This window comes from Capnocytophaga catalasegens (assembly GCF_026005215.1).
Taxonomy (GTDB): domain Bacteria; phylum Bacteroidota; class Bacteroidia; order Flavobacteriales; family Flavobacteriaceae; genus Capnocytophaga; species Capnocytophaga catalasegens.
Genome location: NZ_BPMA01000065.1, coordinates 18,216 through 32,840 on the forward strand (window position 1 = coordinate 18,216; position 14,625 = coordinate 32,840).

Below are 14,625 nucleotides of genomic sequence, written 5' to 3' on the forward strand. Positions count from 1 at the left end.
ATTAGTTTTTTCGTCTCTTTTTGATGAAAATAATTAAAATGATAAAGGCTATTATACCTCCAATACCTATCCATAATCCATTTAAATTGATTTTTTCTTTCTTATTTTCTGTATTTTCTTTTCGTAAAACTTTACTTTCTGTTGATTTATCACTTGTTTTGGATTCTTGAATTTGTTTTTGATAACTATTTTTTTGATTTTCGGGCAAACGTTTGGATATATAATCCTGCAATTTACTATTATTACCTGAAAATCCTGATGGTTCAAGACCAAAACGCTCTACTAAATCAATATATTTCTGTGTAATGACATCTAACTGATTTGATGAAGCCTTCCAGAATCCTTTTCGAGCCGTTTCAAGCATTATTGCAGTAATTTCTTGCATAGCTGCGGGGTTTTCTCGCTCAAAAAAGTCCTGAACTCCTAAATTTTCTTTGTCAATAATGTATAAATCGTGTACTTGATTCCAAAATTCATCGTCAATAACCTCAGAACGGGTCGCTTCCCAGCCAAAAGCATTCGTAACAAGCTCAGTTATGCCTTCTGCACTACTTTTTCCGCCTTTTAGTACATCTTTTATATACTTCGGATTGAAAATTGTGGCTCGTGATTCGACTCCCAATGCTTCTTTAAGTTCTTGCATACGCATATTATTGTGATTTCGATAGTCAGCAAGATAAGAGTCAGGGTCTTTTCCTGTAATTTTCTTGATAGCAGTATTCATTCCCCCCCATAAATTCGAAAACGTGGTCGAGACTTAAGGCTCCCCAAGTGTTATTTTGTCGAGGTTGTATCAAAACATCAGTATTTTGTAAAGAAGCCTCGAATAAAAGGGCTTTATGTTCTCCCCATTGGCTTTCAACACCGTAAATTGCACCCATATTATTGATATATACCTGAGCAATATCGTCTTGCGACTCCCATTTATCACTCTCGAGCATCAAATCTTTGGTTCCGGTGCTGTATCCTCCTCCAAGTCCCCCGAAAATACGTTGTTTTGATAACTCACGAGCCTCTTTTGGAGAGATTCCTTTTTCTACGAGGGTTCTTTCTATATCTTCAGAGCCTTTGTTTACTTGATTTTTATAGGTTTTATCTGTATCGGAGGCTGCAAGTTCTATAGCTTTGGTTAGTAAGAATAGTCTTGAAGCTGCTAAGTCTCTAAATTGCCCCGATGTTTGGATAACAATATCAATACGAGGTCTTTTTAGTTCAGAAATTGGAATAAGACGAATGTCAGTAATCCTTCCAAAGCTATCACGCAAAGGTTCTACGCCTAACATATACATAGCTTGTGCGATAGAAACGCCTTCTGTTTCGATAAATTCGCTACTCCAGAAAGTATAAGCTACTTTTTGAGGGTAAGTTCCGTGTTTTTTTAAGTAAGTATCTATTGTTGATTGAGCTAATGCGACTCCTTTGTCCCAAGCTACCTCAGAAGGGGTCATTTCTGCGTTAATTGAGTACAAATTATGTCCTGTTGGTAAGGATTTTGGATTAGCAATAGGGTCTCCTCCTGATGAAGGTGCTACATATCCTCCTTTTAGGGCATTAAAGATTGATTTTAATTCTAAATTAGGGCTTTGTAATAATGCTTCTTTGTATTTTACTACATTATTTATTGTTTTATCAATTTCTAAAATAGCTCTTGCTCTATCTTTTTCTTCTTTGGTAAAGGAAGGTTTTTTATTTTTTATAGAATTTTGTTGTTCAATAGGTATTTTTTCATTTTTTACTATTGTATTTTCATTTTTTATAGGTGTATTTTTATTTTTTATATGTTGATTTGTATTTTTTATTGAAAAATTTTTATCTTTTACTATTGAATCTTTGTATTTTAGTGAGAAACTTTCATTTTTTACACGTTGATTTGTGTTTTTTATAGGGAAACCTTCTTGTTTTACTATTGAATTTGTATTTTTACTGATTTCATTTTTATTTTCCCCTGTTATTTTTTGATTTTCTTCTTGTATATTTTGTTTTTTATTGAATAATTCTGATTTTTCATTTGGTTTTTTGCTTCCCATAGCAAACGACGGACGTTTTGGAGTAAGTATTTCTTTTGATTTTTCAATATCTTCTATAGAAAAACCTCCTACTTTAGCAATTAGTTGCGGAGTAACTTCTTTTCCTTGCAAAATTTGCCTAACTAAGTCTTTGGAAGGGTTCAAATACTTTTGAGAGAAGAAACTTAATTGTTTTAGTCGCTCATCTGATACTTTTCCTTGTTGTTTTTCCAGTGCAGCAAGGCTATATGCAATAGGGTCGGCAGCCATTGCAAGTACGGTAGAGGTAATTTGCTCGGGCGAATAGGGCTCTGCAGTGGTGTATAAGGCTCCGTTAATCTTTTCAGTTGTAATTTCTTCGGCAAAGTTATCCAATTTCATTATCTCTTCCTCAGTATAGGGTTTTGTGAGAATACTATCCAATCGCAAATCACGATGTAACCCCATAGACACGGCTATTTTTTTGACAAGTAACGATGTTTCATCTTTCTTATTATCAGTTGCAGTCATATAATTACGAATATAGTCCAGCAACTTGCGAAAATTATTGCGCATATCGGTTTCTGTAAATGCAGGCGTAAGATATGAAATAGTAGTAGCGTACGAACGGCGTTTAGCCATCATACTTTCACCGATGTTTGCAATCGTGTAATAATAAAAATGAGGAATAGTACCAACGAGAGCATCAGCCCAGTCATCACTGGAAAGTGCTACTTGCTTCCCTTTGGTAAATTCAAGACTTCCATGTGTACCAAAATGCAATAAAGCGTTTGCTTTGAAAGTATTTTGCACCCAGAAGTAGCTCCCTAAGTAAGCGTGTGTAGGTGGCTCATCTACTCCGTGTACCATCGTGAAATCATCTTTGCCAAGAGCAACCGCAGGTTGTGGCAGAATAACTACATTACCGAAAGATATCTGTGTTAACGCTAAATAATCTTTTCCATCTTTCTTCACAGACATATACCCCGAAGAGGCATCGCCATACGTATTTATTACACTCTCATACGAAGGTTGCGTAAGCGAATTTTTCAACCATTGGTTATATTGATTGACTTCAATAAGCGTGGCATTCCCGTTGGCGATGAATTTTTCAAAAGTTCCTGTTGCATTATCAGGAATGAGACTTCCTCTTTTGTCAAGCAATTCCTCAAACTCACGCAAAGTAGCAGGAAGATTGTCTATTTTATATCCTTCGGCTTTCATTTGTTTAAGAAAATTGAATAACGAAGCTCCTGCTTCCAAACCTTGTGCGGTCAAAGCGCGAGAACCAAAACCTTTGAAGTAATAAATAGCTACTTTTTTATCCGAAGTAGGGATATTTTTCAGTTGAATGAAGTTATTTACCAATTGAGTAAACTTCTTTAAGCGGTCAGGAATGGTTTTGAAGACGTACATTCCTTCTTTATTCTTTTCTTGTGCGATAATTACATACGGATAGATAGCTCCGTCGAGTTCTGGCATTACGATGGTCTGTCCCATAAATCCGCCAAACATTCCCATTTTGTCTTTTAACCAATCTTCTTCCAATTGGATAATCGAAATTGGGGCAAAAATAGGTATATTTTGTTTTTTTAAGTACGCTACCACGGGGTCTCCAGCTCCCATCATTACGCATCCGTGAGGGAAATAAATTACCGCATCAGGATTTATTTCTTGCAAGAACTCCAAACGTTTATTCATAGAAGCTATCGGATATACGTTCAGTTCAGCGTTTTCCAACGAACGGATAACGTTGTCTATATATGTTCTATCACCACTAAAAGGTGAGTGTATACCTGAAAGTAAAGCTACTTTAGGGGCTTTTTCTCTATAAATATTTTTATTTTTTAGATATTGCTCCAAATCAGAAACTTTTTCAAAATCTATATCTTCTCCTAAGTGAAAAAGTATATCTTGTTTACTGATAGTAGCCGGTTCAGGAGCTGTAACAAATAGTTTTTTCCCATCAATTGCCTGGCGAATATATCTCCCTAAACTTTGGTAATTTTTCTTATTTCCGCTTTCGAGATACTCGGTTACTTTTGCTGTGTGCAATGAATCTAAACTGCTGATTTTATTCTTTGGAGAAGTAACAACAAAGAAATGTGTAGGTACTTTTTTAGATATTTCCACAAATTTGCTACGTTGTTCTTCGCTTATTTTCAGTCCCATAGCCCACGTGAGTATAAAATCATAGCCATTGAGCTTGTCTATTTGGTCAATTGGAACATCTTCATATTTGACAAAACTATCTTCATTGGATAAAGCAATGTTTGATGATTGAAACGTCGGGAAGTTGACCAATGCAATTCGTGTAGGAGCAGCCCATTTACTCCACTCCCAATAGCCTATTGCTCCCAAAAGTAGCAGACTAATAATTGATAAAACTATTTTTTTGCTTTTCATTATGTTGTGTATTTTTGGTTTCTTTGATAAAAATGTACAGACGCTCTACTAAATTTGAAATATTGTGTATTTTTATTTAATTTCAATGCAAATTCCATTTCAACCCAACGAAATACGTCCTACCAGGGGAAATATTGGAATAAAAACTCGTAGTTTTCGTTTTATAATCAAATAAATTATTGATTCCTGCACTGAGATTCAGTCGGAAAGGCAACCATATTGAGGTCTGCAATCGCCAAATGGAATACCCTTCATAAGAAACATAATATTCATTGTCATTACCATCTGTGCTGAACAAATTGGACTTGCTTACATATTTTCCACTCAGAACTACATTTGGTACGTATTTTTGTTCTTTTTTAGGAATATATTCTGCTTTGAAAGTAAAGGTGTGCGGTCTGTTTCCTGATTTCCGCTTTTCGATGTTGTAATACGCATACGAACCTTTCAAATGAAATGATTTGCTCAATCGGTAAGTAGCTGAAAACTCGGAGCCTATGATACGTGTTTTTCCATTGAAATTCACATATTGAATAGTGTCACTACCTTGCGTCCACTCGTTAGCAATTTTATCTTTTACGCCTGAAATTTGGGTCATTGCCGTGATATTCCATTTGTTGGAGTTATAATCTATTGAAAAATTGAAATTATTACTTGTTTCGGGTTTTAAGTCCTTATTTCCCATAATTTGAAAACCGCCTCCCCACGGATGAAACCAATTGGTGTGCAATTCTTTAAGTGTGGGCGAACGAAATCCGCTGGAATAGCCTCCTCGAAAAGTGAAATTATCTACTTTATACATTCCCGAAAAACGGAAAGTAAAATGTTCTTTGAAAAATGAATGATAATCAAGTCGAGCTCCTGTAACGAGCGTAAATTGCGGACTTATCACCCAATCTTGCTGAGCAAAAAGCGTGTAGTTTTGAGCGTTTTCTTTGGTTTCTGTCTCCAAGCTATTAAATCGGAAACTCAGCAATTCATCTGAAAAAACTTCTGCTCCAGCAACCAATGTATGTTTTTGTAAAAATTCTCTATTATATTGTGAAGCGATTCGCCAAATGGTATTTTCGTAATTTTTTTCTTCTTCATTCAATAGCCGATAATAATTGAATTTGTTATATTTATCAAAGGCTCCTGAAACGTTTATCGACTGATTTTCAGCTAACCAGATGTTTGTTTTTGCACCCATCGTATAGTTATAATAGCGGTCACGGACTTTTTTAGATGCTTCTGTTCCGTTATTGCGTTCGCTGAAATAATAACTTGGCGTAAGTTCAAGGTTTATTTTTTTGGGTACAATGTTAAAATTCAATTTAGGTGAGATATTATAATTGGTAAATCCCGCAATATTAATCTGTGAAAGTTGTGATTCTTTAACGGTTCCGTCATTAAAAATAAGTCGGAGTGGTTCGCTATCTTCCAAAATGTAAGGCTCGCGATGTTTGTAAAAAGACGAAACGCTTAGGCTTCCCCATTTTTGCTTTGTTCCTGCTGAAAAATTGATTTTGTGGTCTTTGTTGGTATCGTAAAGATAGCCAGCGTTGAGTTCCAGCGGATTTTGTACATCTTTGGTAATAATGTTAATCACGCCACCCAAAGCATTTGAGCCATAGAGCGAAGAAGAAGCTCCTTTAATAATTTCTATACGTTCGATATTATCAAGGTCGATGCGGTCATAATCAATATTGTCAAAGGTTTCACCAGCCATTCGTTCTCCATTGATAAGAAAAAGAACGTATTTTCCGCCAAAGCCCATCATATTGATATTTGGCATTCCACCGTCATAAGTAAAGTTGATTCCTGAAAATTCGGTTTCTAAAAAATTTTGAAAATTAGTAGCTTGTGATTTACGAATATCTGATGCTGTAACTACTTGCACGGTAATTGGCACGTTTTTAAGATTTTTTGATGAACGAGTAGCTGTAACGATAACTTCGTCTATCTGAATACCTTCATCTTCACAGATAGAAAAAATAAGGTCGGTTGTGTTTTCCTTTACATTGATTTGAACAAAAGTTGCTTTGAAATCATCTTTATTCAAATGGACAATACACTTTCCTTTTGGAAGATTCTTGAACGTAAATTTTCCTTCATTATCAGAAGTGGTTTGAACGGCAAGTCCTTGTATTTCAACAGAAACATCTGCTATTGGTTGATTGGTTTTGCAATCAACGACACGCCCCGAAACCGCATACTGTCCCCACGAGCTAAAAGTCATACAAAATAATAGTAGTAAAAAATAAAATCGATTCATTTTTAATTAGTTGGCATCAAAAGCTATTGTAAAGAAACTGCCCGAGATATTTCAGGCAGTCCTTTATTATTCAATTAAAATTTTCCGTCTTGGCTAAGTTGATATTGGAAGGTTATGAATCCACTTGTGTTTTTATCGTTGTGATAACCAGTAAGTTGTATTTTAGCAAATTTCCCTGAGGCAGTTTTTACAACATACACATTTTTAGTAATTTGTACGGTAGGTTGCATACTTTGTCCTGTCGGAGGAATGTAGTTAATCCAGCCTGTTGGGTTTGAACTCGCCGCTGTACCCGTAATAGCTTTATTTACAGATGATTTAATTACGGGAGTGCCTGGCATTCCTTGAATTTCGATTTCTTCATCAAAGGTGTAGCCACTAGCAGGAGCTTCTGTAACAAGGCTAAAATCTGTTTTGAAAGAGTTAAATACGCCTCCTTGTCCACGCCCCGATGTACCTCCATTGGTTTGAACGTTTAAACGATTGAATGCAATATCCCAAGTGAGTTCATTTTTCGGGTCGGTTACATCAACTATTTTTCCTTCCGAAAAAGAAAAATACACCCATTTTTGATTGCTACTTGCATCTAAGTTTTTAACTTCGGTTGCTTTGTTATCTGTAATTATTGGCTCAGGATTATCATTCTCCTTATTACAAGCCCCTAAAACGAACGCTCCTATAAAAAAAGCTGAAAATAATTTAATACGCATAACTGTATAATTTTAAAATTCGGAGACAAAGGTATTATATTTATTTAGAATAAACAAAAATAATAACTATTTTTTTTCAACCGAAATTTAAAATTTTTTTTGAAGACGTATTGAAAGATGTTTATAAAAACTAGAAATTACCGAACAACACGCTTGGTTAGCAAGTTTTGTAAGGGGAGATAATCCGTAATGGCGAGTAATTTTTCTTTTCGTTCTTGCTCATTATCGTTCGGGGTTATAAAATAATTTTGTAGATTTTTAATAAGTTTTGTAACATACAATTCTCGCAAATTGGCTATAATTTCTGATACGCTGTATGCTATTTCGTTTTGGTCATCTAGGGCTGTAACTATAATTTCTCTTTTTTCGTTCCAATTATGTATTTGCAATTTTTCATTTTCGGCAACGATAGAAGCTACAAGCAAACTGACTTCTGGTGGTAATTCGTTAATATGTTTTGACAAATCAAAGGTTGGCTCTTCTCGGAATTTCTGCATGAGCAAATCAAAAATAGTACGGAAATCGGGCGAACTTAACTCTATTTCATCTTGTTGAAGTTCTAAAAAAATTTTTTCAAAAACGGATAATTCTCGTTGTATTTTCTCAGAATGTTCTATCCCATTTTCATCGTAAAAAAGGCGAATATCTTCAAATGTACAAACTTTCTGCCCATGCAAAACCAAATTTTTGATTAACTCATTTTCCAAAATTTCCCATCGATTTATCGTTTTTTCTACGAGATTTTGTACAGGGATAAAGGCTTGTTCTTGTGTACTTTTTTTTCGTTGTACTTCTGCTTTACGAATGTCTTGTTTGGTAAGTTGCGAGAGTGTTGAAAAAAGTGTTTCTTCTGAAACTTCCATTATGGTAGCGCATTCGCGAATATATATTTCTTGCTTGATAGGGTCAGGAATTTTGGAAATACTTCCTATCATATCGCGTACAGTTTCGGCTCGTTTTAAAGGGTCATTTTTACTTTCGCTAATGAGTAAAGAGGCTTTAAAACGAATGAAATCTTGAGTGTTTTCTTCCAAATATAAAATCAAATCTTCATAAGCCATTTTTCGAGTAAAACTATCAGGGTCTTCTCCTTCGGGAAAGGTACAGATTTTAACATTCATTCCTTGTTCGAGAATTAAATCAATACCGCGAAGAGAGGCTCGAAGCCCTGCTGAATCTCCATCATACAACATTGTAATATTCGGAGTTAATCGATGAATAAGTCGTATTTGCTCAGGGGTTAATGCCGTTCCACTGGAAGCCACAACATTTTGAATACCACGTTGATGTAATTGTATAACATCGGTATAACCTTCTACCAAATAACAATTATCAGCTTTGGCAATTGCTTGTTTGGCAAAGAAAATTCCGTATAAAACTTGGCTTTTATGATAGATTTCGCTCTCAGGAGAATTAACATATTTGGCAGCCTTTTTATCTTGTGTCAGAATTCGTCCTCCAAAACCTAACACACGCCCACTCATAGAATGTATAGGGAACATTACTCGCCCTTTGAATCGGTCAAAATATTTGTCTTCTTTAACGATAGAAAGCCCTGTTTTTTCTAAAAAACTGAGTTGATAGCCACTTTTTAGTGCTTCATCTGTAAAAGTTGTCCATTGGTCAAGTGCGTATCCTAATTGAAATTTACGAATAGTTTCTTGTGAAAAACCACGTTCTTTGAAATATGTTAATCCAATAGCTTTTCCTTGTTCATTTTCGAAGAGAATTTTTTGAAAATAATTACAAGCATATTCGCTTACCAAGTACATGCTTTCTTTTTCATCTGCTTTGGCTTTATCTTCGTTAGTTGCTTGTGTTTCAATGATTTCTATATTATACTTGTTTGCCAAATAGCGAATAGCTTCTACATAAGTAAAATGTTCATGTTCCATCAAAAAAGCAATCACATTACCCCCCTTACCACTGCTGAAATCTTTCCAAATTTGCTTCACAGGTGACACCATAAAGCTTGGTGTACGCTCGTTAGAAAATGGGCTCAGTCCTTTGTAATTAGAGCCAGCACGTTTGAGTTGGACAAAATCGCCAATAACTTCTTCTACGCGAGCAATATCATATACTTTATCTATGGTTTCTTTGGTAATCATTTATGCATAAATATTGGGCAAAGATACATATTTAAACGTTAAATAATTACTAAACAACAAAAAATCTAATTCTTTTTTTATAGCTTTGCACTTCTCAAATAAAAAAAACATTTATAGATGAAAAAAAGTATTTTAATTATTAGTTTGCTGGCATTTGGATGTTATTCATATGCACAGGTAAAAACCCCCCAAGCTAGTTTGGCGGCCAAAGTAGAGCAGGTTGTAGGGCTTACTGATGTTGAAGTAGAGTATGTACGACCTGCCAAGAAAGAACGTGAAATTTTCGGAAGTTTAGTACCTTATGGGCGTTTATGGCGTACAGGAGCGAATGAAAATACAACCATAGAATTCAGTGAAGATATTGTAATTTCCGAAAAAACACTTCCAAAAGGGAAATACGCTCTCTATACTAAACCAGAAGCAGACCAATGGACTATTTTCTTCTACAAGGAGAATAAAAACTGGGGACTTCCTAAGGTATGGAATGAAGCACAAGTAGCTCTGCAAACACGTGTAATTCCTTCCGAGTATTCTATTCAAACCGAATATTTTACCATTGAAGTAACTCCAATAGATAATGATAATGGAGTAATCAACTTGATTTGGGATAAAACATTAGTGCAAATTCCTTTTAAAACATTTACTCGTCAGCAGGCATTGGCAAGTATTGAACAAGAGCTGAATGAAAAATCAACTTCAAGAGAGTATTTCAATGCTGGAACGTATTATTTTACTTCTAAAGAAGACGTAAATAGAGCCTTAGAATATGTAGATAAAGCCATTTCAATGGAGCAAGATGTACCATATTATATGCTTCGTCAAAAATCACTTATTTTAGCCAAATTGGGAAAACGAAGAGAGGCTATCAAAGTAGCAGAAGAGTCATTAAAAAAAGCACAAGCGGCAGGTAATACTGATTATGTAAAACTCAATCAAGACTCTATAAATGAGTGGAAAAGATAAAGCAAAATTAGGTTTTTCTAAAAATTTAACTTGAAAATCGATGAAATTAGACGGAAGAAGAACAAGTTCCAATGTAGATGACCAACGAAGAGATGTAGGTAAAACCGCGACAATGGGAATAGGCGGACTTATTTTGGTAGGACTACTTACTTGGGTAATGGGAGGAAATCCTTTGGAAGCCATTATGAACAATGGAGGTAATACGTTGTCGCAAGTAACAACAAATAGCCCTCAGCAGCGAGAATTTACAGCCGAAGAGCAAAAATTAGCAACATTTGCTTCACAGATTTTGGCAGGAACCGAAGATGTTTGGACAAAAATTTTTGCCGAAAATGGAATGACATATCGAGTACCTCGAATGGTACTTTTCTCAGGAGCAACCAATAGCGGATGCGGTTCAGCAAGCTCACAAACAGGTCCTTTCTATTGTTCTGCTGATGAATCTCTGTATTTAGATTTGTCTTTTTTTCAAGAAATGCGAGACCAGTTAGGGGCTGATGGCGATTTTGCAAGTGCCTATGTTATAGCACACGAAGTAGGTCATCACGTACAGCATCTACTCGGAACACTCTCCAAAGTGCATCAGGCTCGCAAACAATTGAGCCAGAAAGAATACAATAAAGTAAGTGTTCGTTTAGAATTACAAGCCGATTATTATGCGGGTGTTTGGGCACATCACGATAATAAAATGTATAAATCAATGGAAATAGGTGATTTGGAAGAAGGTCTTAACGCCGCTCACGCTATAGGAGATGACCGCTTACAGATGAATACACAGGGATATACTGTTCCTGATGCGTTTAATCATGGAACCTCAGAACAACGTGCCGCATGGCTCAAAAAAGGGTACGAATATGGAACAATAAAAGACGGAGATACGTTTTCTCTTCCAGATCCATTGTAAAATCTTTCTATAAAAGAATAATTGAAAGAGTAGCTCTTTAGTTACTCTTTTTTTTGTAGTAAAAATAAGATTTTTATTGAAGAGAAAAATTTATTAAATTTTTGTTGAAGGGTATTGTACATATTTGAAAATATTTTTTTACCTTTGCCGTTAAAGTTTTTAATAGAAGAATAATCTCTTTAAAAAATTATATTTAATTAAAAAGATAGAAAATAATGGCTCAATACAAAGGGAAAATTTCGCAGGTAATTGGTCCTGTTGTTGATGTGGTATTTGCTTCGGAAGGAGAATTACCTAGAATTTATGATTCGTTGGAAGTTATAACAAAAGAAGGTCATAAACTTGTTTTAGAGGTTCAATCGCACGTGGGGGAAGATACTGTACGTACTATTTCTATGGACGCTACTGAAGGTCTTAGTCGCGAAATGGAAGTTATTGCTACGGGAGCTCCTATTCAAGTGCCAATTGGTCAAGATGTTTTTGGTCGATTGTTCAATGTAATAGGAGATGGAATAGATGGGTTAGGTAATTTGCCCAAAGAAGGAAAAAATGGACTGCCAATTCACAGACAAGCACCTAAATTTGAAGATTTATCAACAACAACAAAAGTACTATTCACAGGAATAAAAGTTATTGACCTTATAGAGCCTTATGCAAAGGGAGGTAAAATCGGACTTTTTGGTGGAGCAGGCGTAGGAAAAACTGTACTTATTCAAGAGCTTATTAACAATATAGCCAAAGGACACGGAGGACTTTCTGTATTTGCAGGAGTTGGTGAACGTACTCGTGAGGGAAATGATTTGCTTCGTGAGATGTTAGAATCAGGAATTATAAAATACGGAGATGAGTTTATGCACTCAATGGAACAAGGTGGTTGGGATTTAGAAAAGGTTGATAAAAAAGCACTTAAAGACTCCAAAGCTACTTTTGTTTTTGGACAAATGAATGAACCACCAGGAGCACGTGCTCGTGTAGCTCTTTCAGGGCTTACTATTGCTGAATATTTTCGCGATGGGGCAGGAGAAGATGAAGGAAAAGATGTTTTATTTTTCGTAGATAATATTTTCCGATTTACACAGGCAGGTTCAGAGGTTTCTGCCCTTTTAGGACGTATGCCATCAGCAGTAGGGTATCAACCTACACTAGCAACTGAAATGGGAGCGATGCAAGAGCGTATTACTTCTACTAAAAAAGGGTCAATTACTTCAGTACAAGCAGTTTATGTACCAGCAGATGACTTGACAGACCCTGCACCTGCAACTACTTTTGCTCACTTAGATGCAACGACTGTTCTTTCGCGTAAAATTGCAGAGTTAGGTATTTATCCAGCAGTGGATCCGTTAGATTCTACTTCGAGAATTCTCACTCCTGAGATTTTAGGAAAAGAACATTACGAATGTGCGCAACGTGTAAAAGAGTTATTACAACGTTATAAAGAGTTACAAGATATTATTGCTATTTTAGGTATGGAAGAACTTTCTGAGGAAGATAAATTAGCAGTAGCTCGGGCGCGTCGAGTACAACGATTTTTGTCACAACCTTTCCACGTAGCAGAGCAATTTACAGGTATTCCTGGTGCATATGTTGATATTAAAGATACGATACGAGGATTTAATATGATTCTTGATGGAAAACTTGACCATTTGCCTGAAGCTGCTTTCAACCTCAAAGGAACAATAGAAGAAGCCATTGAAGCAGGAGAAAAAATGCTTGCAGAAGCTCAAAATCAATAAAAAGAATAGCTTATGTACATAGAAGTCGTAACTCCTGAGGCTATTTTGTTCAAAGGAAAAGTAACAGCGGTTACATTACCAAGTGTTAAAGGAGCTTTTCAGATATTAGAAAATCACGCAGCTATTATAGCAGTTTTGGTAAAAGGTAATATAAAGATAAAAGGAAGTGTACAACCTGAAATTTTTATTGAAGAACGATTTGAAAAAGAAGGGAAAGATGAATTACTTTTATCAATAAATAGTGGTATTGTTGAACATAAGGATAATCATGCGATTATTTTAGCAGAATAGAGAATTTAACTTATAAAAAGAATCCAACTTTCGTAGAGAGTTGGATTTTTGCTATAAAATGTTTAATAAATTGATTACCTTTGCAGGGAAATAAGATAAAATTCAATGATAAAGCTATTAAAAGACTACAGATTCGTTACCATACTTTGGTCTACATTGGCTTTTGCTACTGTAATTCAGAATGTATTTGTAAGAGAGAAGAATAATAATTATTTAATATTCAAAGGAGTTTTTGCACATACGATTCAAAAGTTGTCTCTTTATGTTCCATATCCTGCAGAATACTTTGATGTGAATCATTATGGGATTCTATTCAGTGCAGTGATTGCTCCATTTGCTGTTTTGCCCAATTGGTTGGGTTGTACGCTTTGGATAATGGCTAATACGCTCTTTCTATACTGGGCAATACGCCAACTACCTCTTAAACAATGGCAAATAATAGGTATAATGCTTATTGCAGCTCACGATTTATACACAGCAGCTGCTATGCAACAGTTCAATATTAGTGTAATAGCTCTTTTAGTAGGTGCATTTGCCTTTATAGAGAAAGGAAAAAGCCATTGGGCTACGTTACTTATCGTTATAGGAACGCTAACGAAGATTTATGGCATTGTAGGACTTGCTTTTTTCTTCTTTTCGAAAGATAAAATTCGTTTTATATGGTCTGGAATATTGTGGTTAGGCATTTTATTTTGTTTACCGATGCTTTATTCCTCACCAGAATATGTACTATCTCAGTATAAAGAATGGATAGAACGATTAGTAGCCAAAAATGATTCTAATATGAACACTTTACAATACAATCTTCAAAATCTTTCTCTTTTAGGATTCTTACAACGAACAGGAATTTTTAACAATAATCTTGCAGTAATTGCCTCAGGACTTGCACTATTTGCCTTACCGTATTTACGTTTTAATCAATATAGAAATAAAGACTTCCGATTGATGTTTTTGGCTTCGGTAAGTATGTTTTTATGTTTGTTTAGTACTGGAACTGAGAATAGTACTTATATAATAGCTTATGTAGGTGTCGGAATATGGTTCGTAGCCACACCCAATCAAAATAAATGGCTTAAAATAACGCTCCTAATCCTTGCAATACTGGGTTCACTTTCACCAACAGACTTATTTAAACCGCTAAAAGAAGGTTATATTATCAAATATTCGCTTCGAGCTGTGCCAGTAGCCATACTTTGGCTGGTAATGATTTGGGAAATGTGTGTTTTAGACTATAAAAGTAAGGAATTACCCGAAAAAATAAATGAATAATC

10 protein-coding genes are annotated in these 14,625 nt (G+C 35.3%); 5 read left to right on the forward strand and 5 right to left on the reverse strand.

Annotated elements, in window-relative coordinates; translation table 11 throughout:
- Window position 1 precedes the first annotated feature (1 nt).
- The 5 genes from OO775_RS12700 to dnaG all read right to left on the reverse strand — a co-directional run bounded on the left by OO775_RS12700 (window position 2) and on the right by dnaG (window position 9,463).
- Complete coding sequence (locus OO775_RS12700; protein WP_264847584.1) at window positions 2-724, reverse strand: cobaltochelatase subunit CobN; 723 nt, start codon at window positions 722-724, stop codon at window positions 2-4.
- Window positions 684-4,391, reverse strand: coding sequence for a cobaltochelatase subunit CobN (locus OO775_RS12705; RefSeq protein WP_264847585.1), 3,708 nt, complete (start codon window positions 4,389-4,391; stop codon window positions 684-686). The genes OO775_RS12700 and OO775_RS12705 overlap by 41 nt, the downstream gene beginning before the upstream one ends.
- 82 nt (window positions 4,392-4,473) lie before the next feature.
- A complete protein-coding gene (locus tag OO775_RS12710) occupies window positions 4,474-6,645 on the reverse strand; it encodes a TonB-dependent receptor (protein ID WP_264847586.1) in 2,172 nt (723 codons plus the stop codon).
- A 74-nt stretch (window positions 6,646-6,719) separates the two neighbouring features.
- Window positions 6,720-7,355, reverse strand: a complete 636-nt coding sequence (locus OO775_RS12715) for an HmuY family protein (protein WP_264847588.1) — start codon at window positions 7,353-7,355, stop codon at window positions 6,720-6,722.
- A 137-nt stretch (window positions 7,356-7,492) separates the two neighbouring features.
- Window positions 7,493-9,463 (reverse strand): DNA primase, encoded by a 1,971-nt coding sequence (dnaG, locus tag OO775_RS12720; protein WP_264847589.1) that lies wholly within the window; start codon window positions 9,461-9,463, stop codon window positions 7,493-7,495.
- A 117-nt stretch (window positions 9,464-9,580) separates the two neighbouring features.
- Here dnaG and OO775_RS12725 point away from each other — a divergent pair, with 117 nt between their 5' ends.
- The 5 genes from OO775_RS12725 to OO775_RS12745 all read left to right on the forward strand — a co-directional run bounded on the left by OO775_RS12725 (window position 9,581) and on the right by OO775_RS12745 (window position 14,623).
- Window positions 9,581-10,426 carry a DUF2911 domain-containing protein gene (locus OO775_RS12725; protein ID WP_264847591.1) on the forward strand — a complete coding sequence of 282 codons (846 nt, stop codon included), beginning with the start codon at window positions 9,581-9,583 and terminating at the stop codon, window positions 10,424-10,426.
- Between the two features lie 40 nt (window positions 10,427-10,466).
- The gene (ypfJ, locus tag OO775_RS12730; protein WP_264847592.1) at window positions 10,467-11,330 is read left to right on the forward strand and encodes a KPN_02809 family neutral zinc metallopeptidase; all 864 of its coding nucleotides are present in this window, start codon (window positions 10,467-10,469) and stop codon (window positions 11,328-11,330) included.
- 215 nt (window positions 11,331-11,545) lie between these two features.
- Window positions 11,546-13,063 carry a F0F1 ATP synthase subunit beta gene (atpD, locus tag OO775_RS12735; protein WP_264847593.1) on the forward strand — a complete coding sequence of 506 codons (1,518 nt, stop codon included), beginning with the start codon at window positions 11,546-11,548 and terminating at the stop codon, window positions 13,061-13,063.
- 12 nt (window positions 13,064-13,075) lie between these two features.
- Window positions 13,076-13,354, forward strand: a complete 279-nt coding sequence (locus tag OO775_RS12740; RefSeq protein ID WP_264847594.1) for a FoF1 ATP synthase subunit delta/epsilon — start codon at window positions 13,076-13,078, stop codon at window positions 13,352-13,354.
- Between the two features lie 105 nt (window positions 13,355-13,459).
- Window positions 13,460-14,623: a glycosyltransferase family 87 protein gene (locus OO775_RS12745; protein ID WP_264847595.1), complete on the forward strand. Its 1,164-nt coding sequence runs from the start codon at window positions 13,460-13,462 to the stop codon at window positions 14,621-14,623.
- The last annotated feature ends 2 nt before the right edge of the window (window positions 14,624-14,625 follow it).

Bases quoted from the DNA above. Each gene is read 5' to 3' on its own strand.
- OO775_RS12700 (WP_264847584.1), bottom strand. From the start codon at position 724: ATGAATACTGCTATCAAGAAAATTACAGGAAAAGACCCTGACTCTTAT.
- OO775_RS12705 (WP_264847585.1), bottom strand. From the start codon at position 4,391: ATGAAAAGCAAAAAAATAGTTTTATCAATTATTAGTCTGCTACTTTTG.
- OO775_RS12710 (WP_264847586.1), bottom strand. From the start codon at position 6,645: ATGAATCGATTTTATTTTTTACTACTATTATTTTGTATGACTTTTAGC.
- OO775_RS12715 (WP_264847588.1), bottom strand. From the start codon at position 7,355: ATGCGTATTAAATTATTTTCAGCTTTTTTTATAGGAGCGTTCGTTTTA.
- dnaG (WP_264847589.1), bottom strand. From the start codon at position 9,463: ATGATTACCAAAGAAACCATAGATAAAGTATATGATATTGCTCGCGTA.
- OO775_RS12725 (WP_264847591.1), top strand. From the start codon at position 9,581: ATGAAAAAAAGTATTTTAATTATTAGTTTGCTGGCATTTGGATGTTAT.
- ypfJ (WP_264847592.1), top strand. From the start codon at position 10,467: ATGAAATTAGACGGAAGAAGAACAAGTTCCAATGTAGATGACCAACGA.
- atpD (WP_264847593.1), top strand. From the start codon at position 11,546: ATGGCTCAATACAAAGGGAAAATTTCGCAGGTAATTGGTCCTGTTGTT.
- OO775_RS12740 (WP_264847594.1), top strand. From the start codon at position 13,076: ATGTACATAGAAGTCGTAACTCCTGAGGCTATTTTGTTCAAAGGAAAA.
- OO775_RS12745 (WP_264847595.1), top strand. From the start codon at position 13,460: ATGATAAAGCTATTAAAAGACTACAGATTCGTTACCATACTTTGGTCT.